Consider the following 17199-nt stretch of genomic DNA (forward strand, 5'->3'; position numbering starts at 1 on the left):
ACTACTTTAATATACCCTGGATAAAATAGGTATTAGTACCCAATAACTTTACATGCTGTACCGTTTCAATGCGGTAAACAGAATCAGGAAAATAGGTGAGTTTTTGGGTGGTTTTATAAAGCAGGTTTTCAACCTTGTTATAAATGAGGACGTACCTGATACCCCCGCCTGTCCGTTTGATGATCAGCTCACGCACCTTAAGGTCTTTTTCCTTTGCTTTATAAACTAAAAGACTATCCTCATCAATAACCTGGTAACTATTTTTAAAAGCAGGTTTGTTAATGTCAGCGTCTATAAAAAGGCCAAGTTCGCTGTTCCAATCAGCAATATGCAGCGTTTTTGTTTCGGTAACGCCATTATGGGTAACGGTTTTATCAACAGGCCTGTTTAGCTTTTTAAGCTTGGCTGCGTCTTTTTTTAAATATCCAGTTAAATCAAAACCGCCATTATTTTTAATTTCAGGTTTACATGCCGGAAGGGTAGCCGACAACGCAATTCCCCCGATTAAAACAATGGCGGTCTTTAACTTCGTTTTATACCAAAACATTACCCGTCATTTTTTCAGGAATGGGGACGCCAATTATTTTAAGCATAGTAGGCGCAATATCACCCAGTTTGCCGTCTTTTACATGTTTAACATCCTTATCTATAACTATGCAGGGCACCAAATTTGTTGAATGCGCTGTATTTGGTGTACCGTCATCATTTATCATATAATCGGCATTGCCATGGTCGGCAATAATAATAAAAGAGTAGCCGTTTGCGATGCCTGTTTCAATCACCTCCCTGGCGCAAGCATCAACGGTTTCGGCAGCTTTTATAACAGCACTAAAAACCCCGGTATGCCCCACCATATCGGTATTTGCAAAATTAAGAATGATTACATCTGGCCAGCCGCTTTTTAATTCGGGTAAAATAGCATCGCGGATACCCTCGGCGCTCATTTCTGGTTGTAAATCATAAGTGGCCACCTTTGGCGAAGGCACCAGTAATCTTTTTTCATTTTTAAATTCCTTTTCTCGTCCGCCCGAAAAGAAAAATGTCACATGCGGGTATTTTTCAGTTTCTGCAATCCTGATCTGGTTTTTACCGGCTTCCTGTAAAATTTCACCCAGTGTTTGTGTCAGGTCATCCTTATCAAATAGCACTTTAACGCCCTTGAATGATTCGTCATAAGGCGTCATGGTGAGATAATTGAGTTTAAGGGCGTGCATATTAAACTCAGGGATATCTCTTTGGGTTAATGCGATGGTTATTTCGCGTCCGCGGTCGGTCCTGAAATTAAAACAGAGTACCACATCATCTTCTTCTATCACCGCCAAAGGCTTGCCGTTTTCATCAACGCCCACAATAGGTTTTATAAATTCATCAGTAACATCGTGCAGATATGAGGACTTAATAGATTGAACAATGTCTTTTGATGGCTCCCCTATGCCGTTAACCATCAGGTCATACGCCAGCTTAACGCGCTCCCAGCGGTTATCCCTGTCCATAGCGTAATACCTGCCTATTGCCGAGGCCAATTTAACAGGTGTATTTGCTATATGATCTGCAAGCTCTGTTATAAAACCCGCACCCGATTTCGGGTCAGTATCGCGCCCGTCCAAAAAAGCGTGCACAAAAACCCTGTCAAGCCCAAAGCTGGTTGCAGCATCACAAAGGCCCATGATATGCCTGATATGCGAGTGAACGCCACCATCGCTAACTAAACCGATAAAGTGAACTTTTTTATTGTTTTGTTTGGCATATTCAAAAGCCTCTTTTAATACCGGATTGTGGGGTAATTCGTTATCATCTACTGCCTTGTGTATGCGGCCAAGCTCCTGGTAAACCACCCGGCCCGCGCCTAAATTCATGTGCCCTACTTCTGAGTTCCCCATCTGCCCGGCAGGCAAACCTACTGCGGTGCCTGAAGCTTCGAGTTTTGAGTTTGGATATTTTTTAAGTAAAGAGTCAATAAACGGAGTATTTGCTGCAAATATGGCGTTCGAATAATCATTACGGCCATATCCCCAGCCATCAAGAATTATTAATGCAATTTTTTTCTTATTTTCCACAATGCAAATATAAAGGCAACGTTTAAATATGGAGCATTTAATAATTTATTTAATTGGCAAATCCTGATTGATCCGGAGTTAATGAAGTAAATTTAGAAACGATGATTTGAGTTAGACCCCAAGCTCAGGACTCATCCGACTTCGCATAATATTTTGCAACAATTATTTATTTTTTGTGTCTGATAATTAAGATGAAAAAGTATTACATGCCTTTGCTTATTGTTTTACTGTTGGCGCCGGGCCTAACCCCAGCCGACCCAATCGACAAAATTGCAAGTCTTTTGCAGCAGGGAAATATTCCGGAACTATCAAAATTATTTGCGGACAATGTTGAGCTTTCGGTACCAGGTGATGAAAGCATTTATTCCCGGCTACAAACCGAACAAATTCTAAATAAATTTTTCAGCCAAAATAAGCCCAAAACTATCAAACTGCTTCATAAGGTAAATTCAAATCCCAATTATGGCTTCTGCGTATTGTTACTAACCACCGCTAATGGTGTTTACCGGATAGCAGTAACCCTCAAAGAAAACACCGGAACCCTTGCAATCATTGAATTCAGGATTGAAACGGAGAAGGTGAAGTAGGCGTTTTGGTTCATGGATCATAGTTCATAGTAGAAAAAAGCTTTCTGGTTGAAAAGGTTGTTTGTTAGACTCATGCTTACAGTTTTTTCCATGAACTATGATCCATGAACCATGAACTCCCTAAGTTTTTTCCATGAACGATGAACTATGAACCATGAACTTCTTCAAAATCTTCTTACTTTTGGGGCTTTAAATAATAAGCAGGTTTGGATAAAGAAATTATTGATCAGTTTATATTAAATTCCCTTAGCGAGGACGTCGGCGACGGCGACCACACCTCCCTGGCAACTATTCCGGCGGGCACAAAAGGCAAAGCAAAATTATTGGTTAAAGATGAAGGTATCCTTGCCGGTGTTGAACTCGCAGTCGAGATATTCCACATTGTTAACGCAGACCTTAAAACTTCTGTTTTTTTAAATGATGGCGTAAAAATAAAACCGGGCGATATTGTACTTGAAGTTGAAGGCGATGCACAAAGCATATTAAAAGCCGAACGCCTGGTGCTTAATTGCATGCAGCGCATGAGCGGCATAGCTACCAAAACACGACAAATAGTTGATATTTTAAGGGATACAAATACCAAAGTATTGGATACCCGGAAAACTACGCCAGGTTTAAGGTATCTTGAAAAGTGGGCGGTACGCATAGGCGGCGGCGTTAACCATCGTTTTGGCTTGTACGATATGGTATTGATAAAGGACAATCATGTTGATTACGCCGGCGGCATTAAAAATGCCATTGAAAATACGCACCGGTATCTGAAAGCCCATAACAAAGACCTTGCAATAGAAATTGAGGTTAGAAACCTGGCCGAGTTGGAGCAGGTTTTGCAAACAGGCGGTATAAACCGTATATTGCTGGATAACTTTAATTTTGATACCTTAAAAAAAGCAGTGGAACTCATTTCGGGCCGGTATATAACTGAAGCCTCAGGTGGAATTACCATCGACAACATCCGCGAATATGCCGCATGCGGGGTTGACTATATTTCAGTCGGCGCCCTTACGCATTCAGTTAAAAGTTTAGATCTGAGTTTGAAAGCTGTTGATTAGAGATTACGGAGTCCGAAAGTCATTAAGATGGTTGAGTTTTAGCTTTCTGATTTCTCAATTTGTTAATCTTTTCAGCCACGCTTTAAAATTAAATATTGCTTTTTCTTTCGGACTTTCGGACTTTTCGGACTTTCGGACTAAAAACTACCTAATTAAACATTCAATTTTAGTAATATTGCGGTAACATGATAACCCCCTATTCGATATCAGCACTTATCCTGGCGTATTTATGCGGATCGATACCAACGGCTGTTTGGATAGGAATGGCATTTTACGGGGTTGATGTAAGGGAGTATGGCAGCGGTAATGCGGGTGCTACCAATACCTTTAGGGTATTGGGTAAAAAAGCAGGTATCCCGGTAATGCTTATTGATATTTTAAAAGGCTGGACGGCAACCAACCTCGCCTACTTTATCGGCACTTCAGTAACCGGAGGGCCGCATTCAAATTATATCAGCTACCAACTTGCCTTGGGTATTGCTGCAGTAATGGGCCACCTGTTCCCTGTATTCGCAGGTTTTAGGGGTGGTAAAGGCATCGCTACGCTGTTTGGGATGGTTTTGGCAGTAAATTTATCTGCCGCGCTTTTATGCATCATTGTATTTGTTATCGTTTTAATGATTACGCGTTACGTTTCCCTCAGTTCAATAATGGGCGGTTTTACCTACTTAACCGGGGTTACTTTTTTCTACAATAAATATACAAACGACCTGATCGTCATTTTCGGGATGTGTATTTGTTTGCTGATCCTGGTAACGCACCAAAAAAATATCGAACGCCTGCTTAAAGGAAAAGAATCGAAAGTAAACCTCTTCAAACGAAAAAAAGTTACCAATCAGGCATAATTTACCTTTTTTATATACTCATCTTTTATGGCAAAACGCAAGTTTTTACAAGCCGAATGGAACAACCTGCTCATGCTGAATTATGAGGTTGACCCCGAGATACTGAAGCCTTACTTACCTTTTGCAACGGTGCTTGATCTGCACGAAGTAAAAGCACTGGTAAGCATGGTAGGATTTTTATTCCAGGAGACCAGGGTATTAGGAGTAAAATGGCCGTTTCACGTAAATTTTGAAGAGGTGAACCTGCGTTTTTATGTAAAACATTTTGACGGCACAACATGGAAGCGCGGCGCGGTATTTGTAAGCGAGATAGTGCCCAAAAGCCTGATTGTACTGGTGGCCAATAATTTATATAAGGAACACTACAGTGCAATGCCTATGCGGCACTCCATAACACCAGCCGGCGAATACACAACCTATTTATACGAGTGGAAATTAAATGGCGCCTGGAATAAACTCGGCGGAACGGTAAGCAACCATTTTGAAGATATAGAACCTAACAGCGGCGAAGAATTTATATTTGAACATTACTGGGGTTATAACAGCCTTGGCGCTAAAAAAACAATGGAATACCAGGTGGAGCATGTGTCATGGCAGGTGGCACAAGTTAAAGAGCCAATTTTTGAAGCCGATATAGCAAAATTGTATGGCGAGAAATTTGTGCCGTTTTTAAAAAAGCCTCCGTTTTCGGCATTTTTTGCTAAGGGATCTGAAATTAATGTCAGGATTGGGAAGAAGATCACTACTGACCCAGTGCCTCCAATATCGCCTGCGTTTTAAGCAAACATTCCTCATACTCTTTTTCGGCCTCTGCAAGAAACGTAATAGCACTACCTGCGTGGAACGACAGGTATTTGGTTTTTTGATTGTACAGCAACGTGCGGATCACTACGTTAAAGTCAAAGTCGCCATCCGGCGCAAAATACCCTATAGCGCCTGAATAAACGCCTCGTTTGCTATGTTCAAACTGTTCCATTAATTGCATGGCGCTTATTTTTGGCGCCCCCGTCATACTGCCCATCGGGAAAGCGTTTTTAATGGCTGCAACATCAGTAACGTCCGGCTGCTGTTCACAAACTACTGTCGAGATCATTTGGTGAACCTGGTTAAAACTGTAAACGCCAAAAAGTTCTTCCGTTTTTACCGTCCCGGGTTTCGCAGACTTTGTAAGGTCGTTGCGCACCAGGTCAACAATCATAACATTTTCCTGTTGTTCTTTGGTTTGATTGCGCAGTTCCCGTTTAATTGCGTCGTCTTCGGCTTCGTTTTTTCCGCGTTTTGCAGTGCCTTTTATGGGTTGAGAAATTAGCTTACCACCCCTTTTCGCCAGGAAACGTTCTGGTGAAGCACAAAGGATATAATTAGTCTTCCATTTAAAAAATGCCGAAAAAGGATTTGGAGAAATCTCGTTCAGTTTCAAATAAACAGCCAGTGGATCAATATCGGCATCTTCTGCATAAAACTCCTGGCAAAAATTGGTTACATAAATATCCCCGCGAAGAATATGTTGCTGGATAATTTTAACCGATGCTAAATATTCCTTATTGTCAAACCTCGACTTGATCTCAATGTTGGGCAAACCAGGGGGCAGGTCGACCGGCAATTTTACAATTTTATCAAATATTTCCTGTTCATCATCTCCACATATCTCTACATTATTACCATTAATGCAGATAGTATAGCGTGGCACAAAAAAATATAGATCAGGAAAATTCAGTTTATCTATATTTTCGGAAGTTAATTTTTCGATCTCATTTTTTAAGTCATAACCAAAAAAACCGGTCATCCAGCCGGAATTTTTCGTTCGGAATTCTTCTAACTGGTCAAATGCAGTTCCTGCATCAGCTGTTAGCTCAGCCTTTACGCCGGCTGCTATAAGTACATCAAACCTTGAATAGGTGTCGGTAAAATTATTGGAATCAAGGCAGCATAAGACATCGAAGGACGAAGCCCACTGTAACGCTTTCCGCTTAAAAGTATCAGGATCGGCTATTTGTTTAACCACCTTATAAAATTAAAAAGACGTCCCGGAAAACCGAAACGTCCTCATGATATAATTAAAAAAATTTAATGTAATATCAATGTCTGCACCCTATCCGGTCCAACAGATAAATATTTTACCGGAACACCCAATTCGGCTTCCAGGTATTCAATATAGGCATTCAGCTTTGCAGGTATTTGCGACAGTTCGGTAATGCCGGTTAAGTCTTCATGCCAACCGTCTATCTCCTTTAAAACAGGTACAGCGTCAGCAGAACAAATATCATAAGGCATATAATCAATCTTTTCGCCCAGGTAGTTGTAATGGGTGCAAGCATATATTTTATCGAACCCGCTCAATACATCAGCCTTGGTCATTACCAATTGGGTAACGCCGTTTAGCATAATGGCAAATTTCAAAGCAGGAAGATCAATCCAACCGGTGCGGCGCGGCCTGCCGGTTGTAGCGCCAAACTCATGGCCTATACGGCGCAACTCTTCGCCTGTCTCATCATTCAACTCTGTAGGGAAAGGGCCACCGCCCACACGTGTGCAATAAGCCTTAAAAATCCCGATCACTTCTCCTATTTTATTCGGTGCAATGCCCAAACCTGTGCAAGCGCCGGCAGTGGTAGTATTTGATGATGTTACAAAAGGATAGGATCCAAAATCGATGTCAAGCATTGTTCCCTGCGCACCCTCGGCTAAAACTTTTTTACCCTTTCGCAGGTATTTGTTTACCACATGCTCCGAATCAACTAATTCAAATTGGTTGATCAGCTCTACTGCTTCAAAAAATGCCTTTTCGCGTTCAGAGAAATCATCCACTTCGCCGTATAATGCTTTTAACATGGATACGTGCTTATCCGTAAGCTTTTGGTAACGTTCTTTAAAGTCAGGTAAAGTAATATCGCCTATACGCAAACCATTGCGCCCTGTTTTATCCATATAGGTGGGACCAATACCCTTTAGGGTTGAACCTATTTTACCTTCGCCCATTTTTTTCTCAGACGCCGCATCAAGCAATTGGTGGGTTGGCAATATTAAATGCGCCCGTTTTGCTATCATCAGGTTCTTTTTGGCGAGCAGATCATGGCCAGCTACTTTCAATTTATCAATTTCCTTTTTCAGCGTGATGGGGTCGATCACCACACCATTGCCGATCAGGTTCATGGTGTTTTCAAAAAATATACCCGATGGGATCGTATTTAATACAAACTTTTTACCATCAAACTCAAGCGTATGCCCCGCGTTCGGACCACCCTGGAAACGTGCGATCAGGTCGTAACCTGCACTCAGTACGTCAACAATTTTTCCTTTACCTTCATCGCCCCATTGGAGGCCTAATAATACGTCAACAGCCATTAATTTTTAATATCTATATAGTAATTTCTAATTCCTAAGGAATAAATCACAATCCTTTTTCATCGCAAAGGTATCATCATAAACATATCTATCATGATAAAAATGAAAAAGATTGATTGGTTAAACTTTTCTATCGCAAAAGCCCGCGCGCAATTTTTCGCAATTGCCGTACAGGTTTAAAGAGTGGTGTTTTATTTCGAATTTTAATAAGCTGCCCATCATGCTCTGGATCTGCTCTATCCGCGGATCACAAAACTCAACTACCTTGCCGCAATCAATACAAATAATGTGGTCGTGTTGTTTGTAGCCGTATGATTTTTCGAACTGGGCCATGTTTTTGCCAAACTGGTGTTTGGTAACCAGGTCGCACGAAACAAGTAACTCCAATGTATTATAAACGGTGGCCCGGCTAACGCGATATTTTTTATTTTTCATGTGGATGTATAATGATTCCACATCGAAATGATCGGACCTTGAATAGATCTCTTCGAGTATTGCAAAACGTTCAGGGGTTTTCCTGAGGTTTTTATTTTCGAGGTAGGCCTCAAAAATCTTTTTAACCATAGCTATGGTTTCCAGTTGGGACATGATCTTGTTATAAAGGGCAAAGTTATGAATTTAGTTTGAAGTTGATTAAGTTTATTAGGTTGATTAAGTTAATACCGCAACCATTCACTTAATCAACTATTCAACTAATCAACCAATTAAGATACCTTTTCTATCATCGAATCAAAACGGTTTACACCTGTTACTCCTTTTACGGTTTTCAATTTTTTGATCAGGTTATCCAGGTGCTCGGTATCGTTTACATACACCATGATCGAACCTTCGAAAATACCATTGTCGCTATCTACTGTAATGGAGCGCATATTTACTTTAAAGTCGTTCGAAATTACTGTGGTTATCTTATTGATCAAACCAACATCATCAATGCCAGTAATACGCAAACCGGTTAAAAATGCCAGTTCCTGCTGGTTGGTCCATCGTGCTTTTACAATGCGGTAGCCATAGTTTGCCATCAGCTTGGCCGCATTTGGGCAGTTAGTGCGGTGTATTTTTATGCCATCGCTCACGGTAACAAAACCAAACACATCATCGCCGGGAATCGGGTTGCAGCAATTGGCCAGCTTATAGTCAATTTTCTGCATATCTTCGCCAATCAACAGCATATCGCTGTCTTTAGCTTTTAAATTCCGCATCAGGCTTTGCACCTGTTCCTGTTCAATTTTGTCCTGCGGTTTGTTTTCTATCACTTTTTCTGAGGCCTGGTATTCCTTCAGGTCCTTCATATCAATTACCCCGGTGGCAACATTATAAAATAGGTCCTGGGTAGATTGCAGCTTAAAAAAATAGCTCAGTTTATGAATGTTCTCAGAATTATAAGTAATCTTAAGCGATTTCATCTTCCGCTCCAGTATCTCTTTGCCATCTTCGGCAATTTTACGCTTCTCCTCCTTTAGCGCCGATTTGATCTTGGCCTTGGCTTTGGCGGTCACCACAATATTAAGCCAATCTTCTTTTGGCGTTTGTTTGCTTGAGGTAATGATCTCTACCTGGTCTCCGTTTTGCAGTTTATGGTTTAGCGGTACAAGTTTATGGTTCACCTTGGCCCCTATACAGCTTGCGCCAACGTCAGTATGGATCTCAAAAGCAAAATCCAGTGCGGTAGCATTCAAAGGCAACTGGATAAGTGCGCCTTTGGGGGTAAAAATGAATATCTCGTCGGAAAAAAGGTTCATCTTGAAATCATCCAGGAAATCCAGCGCGTTGGAATCAGGGTTCTTTAACATTTCCCTAACCTTTTGCACCCATTGGTCAAGGCCGCTATCAGTTGATGATTCTTTATATTTCCAATGCGCGGCAAAACCTTTTTCGGCAATCTCGTTCATCCTTTTGGTACGGATCTGCACCTCTACCCATTGCCCGCGCGGGCCCATAACGGTAGTATGCAACGATTCGTAACCATTTGCTTTGGGCGACGAGATCCAGTCGCGTAACCTGTCGGGGTTTGGCCTGTAAAGGTCGGTAACGATGGAATAAGCTTTCCAGCAATCCGCCTTTTCGTGTTCGGGCGTGCTATCCAATATGATCCTGATCGCAAACAGATCATAAACCTCTTCAAAAGGGATAGACTTCTTCTTCATCTTATTCCAGATGGAATGAATAGATTTCGGCCGGCCGAAAATATCGGCTTCGAGGCCCTGGCCGGATAGTACTTTCTTTACCGGGTCGATAAAATCCCGGATAAATTTCTCGCGCTCAGCCTTCTTTTCGTTTAGTTTATTTTTAATGAACTGGTAGGTCTCCCGTTCCATGTATTTCATAGAAAGATCTTCCAGCTCCGATTTAATAGCATATAGCCCGAGGCGGTGCGCTAGCGGCGCGTATAAATAAACCGTTTCCGACGATAGTTTAAGTTGCTTATCCCGCGGCATAAACTCCATCGTGCGCATGTTGTGCAAGCGATCTGCCAGCTTTATCAATATTACCCTTACGTCGTCAGCAAGGGTCAACAACATTTTACGGAAGTTCTCGGCCTGTAATGAACTATTGGTATCAAAAACCCCGGAAATCTTGGTTAGCCCGTCAATGATCATGGCCACCTTTTTACCAAACTCCCTTTCAATATCATCAAGGGTCATATTGGTATCTTCCACCACATCATGCAGCAAAGCGCAAACGATGGACGTAGTGCCCAGGCCAATTTCTTCGGCGGCAATTTGAGCAACGGCTATAGGGTGATAGATATAGGGCTCGCCTGATTTGCGGCGCATATCTTTATGGCTTTCAAGGGCCATATCAAATGCCTTGCGGATCATGCGCTTATCGCCTTTTTGCAAAGTAGACTTACACGCACGCAGCAAAGCACCATATCTTTTTAATATTTCGTTCTTCTCGCCTTCCAAATCAATCACCAATTCTTTCATTTCCGGGTTGTTATAATAAATATCATTAACTTGCAATAAAAATTATAATTGCAGGTTATTATCAAATACCAAAATAATTGCTTTAATTTTGTATTACGTAAAATTATGAAATTTATTGGTCTTTTGCTTTTGTTTTGTTGCACACTGGGTACTTTAAGAGCCCAGCCTGCTAAGCCTGCAGATAAACCTGCACCTTTAATTTTAGGCAAAAATGATACCATCAAAACGTACCTGACAGTTGATAGCGGTAAGCTGTTACCATGGATTGTACTGGAAGATGTGAAAATTGTTGATACCCGAATCTTTAGAAGCCAGGCCGATCTGGATAATTTCCGCCGTTTAAGGTATAATGTAATGAAAGTGTTGCCTTACGCCCGTTTTGCAGGGCAGCGGTACCGCAAACTGCAACGTGACCTGGCGTTGACCGCTGACAAAGGCGATCAAAAGAAATTAATTGACGGCTGCGAAAAGGAAATCAAAGACCTGTTTAACAAACAAATTAAAGACCTGACAATTAGTCAGGGTGAAATATTAATAAAACTTATTGACCGCGAAACGGGTAACACCAGTTATGCTATGGTAAAAGATATGAAAGGCGGCTTTAAGGCTTTTGTTTACCAATCGGTAGCACGGCTTTTTGGCCACGACCTGAAAGAAACCTACAACCCGGACGAACAAAGGGATATTGAAGCTATTTTGCTGCAGGCAGGATACAGTTCTTCTAACGATTAATTAATGATTGATAACAGCATTTACCAGTTTAACGTTCAAAAGTTAAACGGTGAGGAAGTCAGCCTGGCTGAATATAAAAACAAAGTTCTTTTAATCGTAAATACCGCCTCTCAATGTGGTTTTACGCCCCAGCTAAAAGAACTTGCAGACCTGAAAGACAAGTTTGAAGGTCAGGATTTCGAAATACTTGCATTTCCAAGTAATGATTTTGGTGGCCAGGAACCGCTTGAAGGCAAGGAATTGGCAACTTTTTGCGAGATACAGCGTGTTAACTACCCTGTTTTTGAAAAAATACGAGTTCGGGGGCCCTACGCACACCCTCTCTATAAATTTTTCTCGGATAAGAAAGCGAACGGGAAACTCAACTCCGTACCTAGATGGAATTTCCATAAATTCCTAATCAGCCGAACGGGTGTAATTTCCGATTTTTATTTCCCTTTTACAAAGCCGACTTCTTCAAAAATCAGGAAACGGATTTCCCGTTTGCTAACCGGAGACAAATAACAAGATTTTATGACAAAACTGGATATACTGGTATTACCTGTACACCCCGACGATGCTGAATTAGGTTGCGCAGGTACTATTTTAAAACATATAGCTGAAGGTAAAAAGGTTGGCATTGCTGATTTAACCAGAGGCGAATTAGGTACCCGTGGTTCTGCTGAAATAAGAGATCAGGAAGCGGCGGCATCTGCAAAGATACTGGGCTTGACCATGCGCGAAAACTTAGGAATTCCGGATGGCTTTTTTGAGAATACGCGGGAATACCAGTTAAAAGTAATTGAAGTGATCCGAAAATATCAACCGGAGATCGTTATCACCAATGCCTATCATGACAGGCACCCCGATCATGGCAGGGCAAATGAACTTGTTGAACACTCGGCATTTCTAGCCGGGCTCCGTAAGATTGAAACAAATTTTGAGGGCCGGCCGCAGCAGGAATGGCGTCCGAAACACGTATTCCATTTTATACAGGATCGTTATATTCATCCGGATTTTGTGATAGACATAACTGCCCATTGGGACAAAAAAATTGAGAGCGTAATGGCTTTCGGGTCGCAATTTTTTAACCCTGCCTGGGACGAAGAACCTGAAACCTATATATCCTCGCCTGATTTTATCCAGGTAGTAGAAGCCAGGGCCCGCGAATATGGCAAAAGTATCGGCGTTAAATACGCCGAAGGTTTTACATCAAAAAAAATTCTGGGAGTTGACAGTTTGTTCGAGCTTAGGTAAAAATTGGAGGTCAAAGAATAGAGGTTAGGAAAGAGGGGTATTAATCTCTGACCTCCAACGTCAGTCTGTTAAAACCTTACATACTCAAAGCGGTTATTTTCATTGCTTCTTTCTCTTCTCAGTTTATTTTCGTTTGCGAGCTTTAAAAGGATACCTGATAATTCAGATGTTTTAAATTCTGAATCGAAGTTATCCTTGCAATAATTTGCTATCGACGATATTGATCTTGGCGTATCAAAAAAATCACCTGATAAAAGCTGATTCAAAATTTTTGTGGCACCCGGCTTCTTTGGCCCACTTGCAAATGTATAGCTTCCATCTTCACCGTTTCTTGGCTTGTCCCCCTTTTTTATAAAAACCTCGCCAGCCTCACCGTCCGTCTCCTCTAACCCAAGCATTGCATCCAATAGCCTGTCAACAACCTTTACCTGTACTGCTTCTGATTTGAAGGAGTTTACAACTTCCGATATTTCCATCAGTTGTTTTTTTAATTTCTCGATGTGATTGCTCATGATAAATAATAACTTATAATTTCATATTTTTCCAACCCAAACGTACCGGGAATAATAGTTAAAAATATTGCTTTTTTCGTTCAAAAAAAAAGCAAATACTAATAACTAAAAATTAAATACCCGCGCTACGCTTATAAACGCCTAATTAGCGGAAAAAAATGCTTGGTTGCCTATAAAACAACGTTATGTAGCAAAAGTTTTACAGTTATTATAATTTAGAAGAAATATTTTCGAGTATTGTGAGCCCTTCATCAATATGTTTGGTATCCATAATAAGCGCCGGCCTGAAACGGATAGTGCGGTCGCCGGAACCTAAAAACATTACATTTTGCTCAAGACCAAGCTTAATAAAAGTATCCCTTGCAGTTTTATCAGGAAAATCAAAAGCAGTTAGTAAGCCTTTTCCCCTTACATTGCTGATCACAGGGTGTCTTTCAGCTATAGCAGACAATTGGTTCTGAAGATATTCACCCGATTTCGCCGCGTTATCGCACAAATTATCCTCTTCAATTATTTCCATTATTTTTGCTGACCTTACCATATCAACCAAACTACCGCCCCAGGTTGAATTTATACGTGAAGAAACATGAAACACATTATGTTCAACCTCATCCACTTTTTTACCGGCCAGTATACCGCATACCTGCATTTTTTTACCAAAGGCCAGGATATCCGGACGGGCTTTTTCGCCAAAATGCTCGTGGCACCAGAATTTGCCGCTCAGGCCAACCCCGGTTTGCACTTCGTCATATATCAGCATGGCTTCGTTTTCGTCGGCCAGGGTCTTCAGTGTTTCTAAAAACTCCTGTCTCACGTGGTTATCGCCGCCTTCAGATTGTATGGGCTCGATGATGATCGCACAGATATCGTCCTTATTCTCTTCAAATGCCCTTTTGATCTGGGCGATGGATAATTCTTCCCTCCTGAGCAAGTCGTCGTGGTTGGCATCGCTGTAGGGGAAATTTATTTGCGGCAACGATACCCGCGGCCAGTCAAACTTAGCAAACCATTTGGTTTTTACCGGCTGGGTATTGGTAAGGCTCAACGTATAGCCTGAACGGCCATGAAAAGCGTTTTCAAAATGGATAACTTTAAACCCTACCTCACGGGTATAACCTTTGGCAAAATTCTTCTGCACCTTCCAGTCCATGGCAACCTTAAGGGCGTTCTCAATAGCCAGCGAGCCGCCTGCAATAAAAAAAGCATGCGGAAGGTATTCCGGGATACCTATCCTCGCAAAAGTCTCTACAAACTCCGCATATTGTGTTGTATAGATATCCGAGTTGGAGGGGTTAGTCAATGCCGCCAGCATCAGGTTCTTTTTAAACACTTCATCGTTGATCATTTTAGGATGGTTATAACCCAAAGGCACCGACGCGAAGCAGGTAAAAAAGTCAAGCAGGGTACGATCGTATTTTGAATCGTAAATGTAAACGCCCTTACTTTTTTCCATGTCAAAAGTAAGATCGAAGCCATCGGCTAAAACATGCTTCCTTAACGAAGCCTGAACATCTGTGGGAGAAACTTGCAGGTTATACATAGCGGTTTGATTTGTTCAAATTTACTTAAAAACCGCTTAAAAACAAAATTTAGGGGGTTTTTGAACCAATTGACAAAAAAGTAACTTTAAATTGTTTAAAGTTGGTTTTTGGACTAAAGTAAATTTTGGTTTTGTGATTTTAGTTTTAAAAAGAGATTACGGAGCAGCTAAAATAATCGCGAATTCTTCATAAAACGCTTAAGTTTATAACAATTTAAAATATCCATGAAAATCATCACCTGGAACTGCAACATGGCATTCCGTAAAAAGGCCGAGGTAATCCTGGCTCACCTGCCGGATATTTTGATAGTGCCGGAATGCGAATGCATCGAAAAACTCGAATTTGGACCGGGCATCTTAAAACCTTCAGATATCCTGTGGTTCGGTAATAATCAACATAAAGGATTAGCTATCCTGGCCTATAATAATTTAAAGCTTACGTTACTCAATGACCATAACCCGGCATTTCAAATGATCGTTCCCATTTCAGTAACGGGCGATGGCATCGACTTTAACCTGTTTGGTGTTTGGGCCTATAACCCCAACGATCCGGATGGGCGATATGTTGAACAAGTGTGGAAAGCGATCCATCATTATGATCATTTACTATCCGCAAATACCACTATTCTTGCCGGAGATTTTAACAGCAATACCATCTGGGACAGAAAACGACGCGCAGGCAATCACACCAGCGTTGTAAAGTACCTGGAGGAAAGAGGGATCCACAGCGCCTATCATTTACATCATCATCAAATACAGGGAAAAGAACTTCACCCCACCTTTTACTTGTACAAGCATCAAAACAAGCCTTACCATTTGGATTACTGTTTTGTTTCTGCTGACCTTGCAAAAAGACTGCGATCTGTTGAAGTTGGCGAACATAACTATTGGACCAAATACAGCGATCATGTTCCGGTGATGGTGACTTTTGAAGCGCAACAGCGTAATTAAAAAATCAAAGCCCGCCTCCGGGATGGAAGCAGGCTTTGCACAATATAGGTTAGTTTGGTTGATTGATTGCAGATTAAAGCCTCTCGCCGTGCTGGCTGATATCAAGCCCTATCAGTTCTTCTTCAGGCGATACGCGCAGCGGCGAGATCATATCGGTGATCTTTAACAAAAGCAATGAGCCGAAGAATGAAAATATAGAAACGGCTACCAGCGCAATGCACTGCACGAAAAACAAATGGGTTTGCCCGAAGAACAACCCATTTCCTGTGGTATTGCCTGCATTAACATTTTGATTGGCAAAAACACCGGTAAGCAGCATACCTACCATACCGCCTACGCCGTGGCAGGGAAATACATCCAGCGTATCGTCAATAGTAGTGCGTGTGCGCCATTCAACTACCAGGTTACTTACCACAGCAGATATAATACCTATAGCCAGTGAATGCGGAACGGATACGTAACCTGCGGCGGGTGTAATCGCTACAAGCCCCACTACTGCGCCGATACAGGTTCCCATTGCTGATGGTTTTTTGCCCAGCAGCATATCAAAAAAAATCCAGGTTAAACCTGCTGCCGCCGATGCTGTTGTGCTAGTTGCCAGCGCGTTTACTGCAAGGTGGTTAGCGCCAAATGCAGAGCCGGCGTTAAAGCCAAACCAGCCAAACCACAACAAACCGGTACCGATCATTACATAAGTAATACGGGCAGGTGCATGGTTAGGCTCGTTACGGCGCTTTAAATATAACGCCGATGCCAGCGCTGCCCAACCTGCCGACATATGCACCACGGTGCCCCCGGCAAAATCAAGTACGCCCAATTTACTTAATATACCATCGGGGTGCCATGTACAATGTGCCAGCGGCGAAAATATAAAGATGGAGAACAGCACCAGGAAGATGATGTAGGAGTTAAAACGGATCCGCTCGGCAAATGCTCCGGTAATCAGCGCGGGGGTTATTATGGCAAATTTTAACTGATACATGGCAAAAAGCAATATCGGAATGGTTGGCGCCAGTTTCCAGGTAGCGTTACCCAGCATCCCCTTCATCATAAAATAAGTGGACGGATTGCCAATGATCCCGTGAAAGCTATCTCCAAAAGCCAGGCTGAAGCCAAAGATGCCCCACATTACTGTAATGATGACCATGCAAACGATGCTCTGCAACATCGTAGAGATCACGTTTTTTTTGTTGACCATACCGCCATAAAAAAAGGCAAGCCCCGGCGTCATGATCAAAACTAAAGCGGTAGAAGTAAGCATCCAGGCAATATCCCCTGAATTGAAGTTAGGATTCGACGTTTTTGGAATATCAATCGATGGAAAAAAGAACGTTAAGATTAAAATCTGTAAGATCAGAAAAAAGGGGAAGTAACGTTTAATCATAATTTAAAACCGGTATAAAAAACGGCACAAA

The 17199-nt window shown here is 41.8% G+C and carries 17 protein-coding genes; 8 read left to right on the plus strand and 9 right to left on the minus strand.

What is annotated here, in order from left to right:
* Position 1 precedes the first annotated feature (1 nt).
* Together QZY09_RS10410 and gpmI are read right to left on the minus strand one after the other, a co-directional pair.
* Positions 2-547, minus strand: coding sequence for a hypothetical protein (locus QZY09_RS10410; protein WP_295672104.1), 546 nt, complete (start codon positions 545-547; stop codon positions 2-4).
* Positions 534-2057 (minus strand): 2,3-bisphosphoglycerate-independent phosphoglycerate mutase, encoded by a 1524-nt coding sequence (gpmI, locus tag QZY09_RS10415; RefSeq protein ID WP_295672106.1) that lies wholly within the window; start codon positions 2055-2057, stop codon positions 534-536. The genes QZY09_RS10410 and gpmI overlap by 14 nt, the downstream gene beginning before the upstream one ends.
* Positions 2058-2248: 191 nt before the next feature.
* Between gpmI and QZY09_RS10420 the strand changes: the two genes are divergently transcribed.
* From QZY09_RS10420 to QZY09_RS10435, 4 genes are all read left to right on the plus strand, one after another.
* Positions 2249-2644: a DUF4783 domain-containing protein gene (locus QZY09_RS10420; RefSeq protein ID WP_295672109.1), complete on the plus strand. Its 396-nt coding sequence runs from the start codon at positions 2249-2251 to the stop codon at positions 2642-2644.
* 206 nt (positions 2645-2850) lie between these two features.
* Positions 2851-3696, plus strand: coding sequence for a carboxylating nicotinate-nucleotide diphosphorylase (gene nadC / locus QZY09_RS10425; RefSeq protein WP_295672111.1), 846 nt, complete (start codon positions 2851-2853; stop codon positions 3694-3696).
* A gap of 185 nt (positions 3697-3881) precedes the next feature.
* The gene (gene plsY, locus QZY09_RS10430; RefSeq protein WP_295672113.1) at positions 3882-4541 is read left to right on the plus strand and encodes a glycerol-3-phosphate 1-O-acyltransferase PlsY; all 660 of its coding nucleotides are present in this window, start codon (positions 3882-3884) and stop codon (positions 4539-4541) included.
* A 27-nt stretch (positions 4542-4568) separates the two neighbouring features.
* Positions 4569-5321 (plus strand): DUF2071 domain-containing protein, encoded by a 753-nt coding sequence (locus QZY09_RS10435; RefSeq protein ID WP_295672115.1) that lies wholly within the window; start codon positions 4569-4571, stop codon positions 5319-5321.
* Here QZY09_RS10435 and QZY09_RS10440 read toward each other — a convergent pair.
* The 4 genes from QZY09_RS10440 to QZY09_RS10455 form a co-directional block, all read right to left on the minus strand.
* The gene (locus tag QZY09_RS10440; RefSeq protein WP_295672117.1) at positions 5284-6546 is read right to left on the minus strand and encodes an anthranilate synthase component I family protein; all 1263 of its coding nucleotides are present in this window, start codon (positions 6544-6546) and stop codon (positions 5284-5286) included. The two genes, QZY09_RS10435 and QZY09_RS10440, sit on opposite strands and share 38 nt — an antisense overlap.
* Before the next feature lie 62 nt (positions 6547-6608).
* On the minus strand, positions 6609-7886 hold the full coding sequence (locus QZY09_RS10445; RefSeq protein WP_295672119.1) for an adenylosuccinate synthase: 1278 nt from the start codon (positions 7884-7886) through the stop codon (positions 6609-6611).
* Between the two features lie 120 nt (positions 7887-8006).
* Positions 8007-8474, minus strand: a complete 468-nt coding sequence (locus QZY09_RS10450) for a Fur family transcriptional regulator (RefSeq protein WP_295672121.1) — start codon at positions 8472-8474, stop codon at positions 8007-8009.
* A 116-nt stretch (positions 8475-8590) separates the two neighbouring features.
* The gene (locus QZY09_RS10455) at positions 8591-10813 is read right to left on the minus strand and encodes a bifunctional (p)ppGpp synthetase/guanosine-3',5'-bis(diphosphate) 3'-pyrophosphohydrolase (protein WP_295672123.1); all 2223 of its coding nucleotides are present in this window, start codon (positions 10811-10813) and stop codon (positions 8591-8593) included.
* A 105-nt stretch (positions 10814-10918) separates the two neighbouring features.
* Between QZY09_RS10455 and QZY09_RS10460 the strand changes: the two genes are divergently transcribed.
* Genes QZY09_RS10460 through bshB1 form a run of 3 tightly spaced genes read left to right on the plus strand, consistent with a single transcriptional unit; the run spans position 10919 to position 12781 of the window.
* Entirely contained in the window at positions 10919-11545 is a 627-nt protein-coding gene (locus QZY09_RS10460; protein WP_295672125.1) for a DUF4294 domain-containing protein, read from the plus strand.
* Positions 11546-11548: 3 nt separating this feature from the next.
* Complete coding sequence (locus QZY09_RS10465) at positions 11549-12049, plus strand: glutathione peroxidase (RefSeq protein ID WP_295672127.1); 501 nt, start codon at positions 11549-11551, stop codon at positions 12047-12049.
* A 9-nt stretch (positions 12050-12058) separates the two neighbouring features.
* The gene (gene bshB1, locus QZY09_RS10470; RefSeq protein WP_295672129.1) at positions 12059-12781 is read left to right on the plus strand and encodes a bacillithiol biosynthesis deacetylase BshB1; all 723 of its coding nucleotides are present in this window, start codon (positions 12059-12061) and stop codon (positions 12779-12781) included.
* A 68-nt stretch (positions 12782-12849) separates the two neighbouring features.
* Here bshB1 and QZY09_RS10475 read toward each other — a convergent pair whose 3' ends face one another.
* Positions 12850-13293 carry a hypothetical protein gene (locus QZY09_RS10475; protein WP_295672131.1) on the minus strand — a complete coding sequence of 148 codons (444 nt, stop codon included), beginning with the start codon at positions 13291-13293 and terminating at the stop codon, positions 12850-12852.
* 208 nt (positions 13294-13501) lie between these two features.
* Entirely contained in the window at positions 13502-14833 is a 1332-nt protein-coding gene (lat, locus tag QZY09_RS10480; RefSeq protein ID WP_295672132.1) for an L-lysine 6-transaminase, read from the minus strand.
* 225 nt (positions 14834-15058) lie between these two features.
* Between lat and QZY09_RS10485 the strand changes: the two genes are divergently transcribed.
* Positions 15059-15784, plus strand: a complete 726-nt coding sequence (locus QZY09_RS10485) for an endonuclease/exonuclease/phosphatase family protein (protein ID WP_295672134.1) — start codon at positions 15059-15061, stop codon at positions 15782-15784.
* Between the two features lie 73 nt (positions 15785-15857).
* On the opposite strand, the gene QZY09_RS10490 is transcribed toward QZY09_RS10485, so the two are convergent.
* Positions 15858-17168 carry an ammonium transporter gene (locus QZY09_RS10490; RefSeq protein ID WP_295672136.1) on the minus strand — a complete coding sequence of 437 codons (1311 nt, stop codon included), beginning with the start codon at positions 17166-17168 and terminating at the stop codon, positions 15858-15860.
* Positions 17169-17199: the final 31 nt, after the last annotated feature.

The organism is uncultured Mucilaginibacter sp. (assembly GCF_903913935.1).
Lineage (GTDB): Bacteria > Bacteroidota > Bacteroidia > Sphingobacteriales > Sphingobacteriaceae > Mucilaginibacter.

What these genes read in the sequence shown, in the direction of transcription:
- lat (WP_295672132.1), bottom strand. Translation starts at nt 14,833, where the DNA reads ATGTATAACCTGCAAGTTTCTCCCACAGATGTTCAGGCTTCGTTAAGG.
- QZY09_RS10410 (WP_295672104.1), bottom strand. Translation starts at nt 547, where the DNA reads ATGTTTTGGTATAAAACGAAGTTAAAGACCGCCATTGTTTTAATCGGG.
- QZY09_RS10435 (WP_295672115.1), top strand. Translation starts at nt 4,569, where the DNA reads ATGGCAAAACGCAAGTTTTTACAAGCCGAATGGAACAACCTGCTCATG.
- QZY09_RS10475 (WP_295672131.1), bottom strand. Translation starts at nt 13,293, where the DNA reads ATGAGCAATCACATCGAGAAATTAAAAAAACAACTGATGGAAATATCG.
- plsY (WP_295672113.1), top strand. Translation starts at nt 3,882, where the DNA reads ATGATAACCCCCTATTCGATATCAGCACTTATCCTGGCGTATTTATGC.
- bshB1 (WP_295672129.1), top strand. Translation starts at nt 12,059, where the DNA reads ATGACAAAACTGGATATACTGGTATTACCTGTACACCCCGACGATGCT.
- QZY09_RS10445 (WP_295672119.1), bottom strand. Translation starts at nt 7,886, where the DNA reads ATGGCTGTTGACGTATTATTAGGCCTCCAATGGGGCGATGAAGGTAAA.
- QZY09_RS10420 (WP_295672109.1), top strand. Translation starts at nt 2,249, where the DNA reads ATGAAAAAGTATTACATGCCTTTGCTTATTGTTTTACTGTTGGCGCCG.
- QZY09_RS10455 (WP_295672123.1), bottom strand. Translation starts at nt 10,813, where the DNA reads ATGAAAGAATTGGTGATTGATTTGGAAGGCGAGAAGAACGAAATATTA.
- QZY09_RS10490 (WP_295672136.1), bottom strand. Translation starts at nt 17,168, where the DNA reads ATGATTAAACGTTACTTCCCCTTTTTTCTGATCTTACAGATTTTAATC.
- QZY09_RS10465 (WP_295672127.1), top strand. Translation starts at nt 11,549, where the DNA reads ATGATTGATAACAGCATTTACCAGTTTAACGTTCAAAAGTTAAACGGT.
- QZY09_RS10485 (WP_295672134.1), top strand. Translation starts at nt 15,059, where the DNA reads ATGAAAATCATCACCTGGAACTGCAACATGGCATTCCGTAAAAAGGCC.
- QZY09_RS10460 (WP_295672125.1), top strand. Translation starts at nt 10,919, where the DNA reads ATGAAATTTATTGGTCTTTTGCTTTTGTTTTGTTGCACACTGGGTACT.
- QZY09_RS10450 (WP_295672121.1), bottom strand. Translation starts at nt 8,474, where the DNA reads ATGTCCCAACTGGAAACCATAGCTATGGTTAAAAAGATTTTTGAGGCC.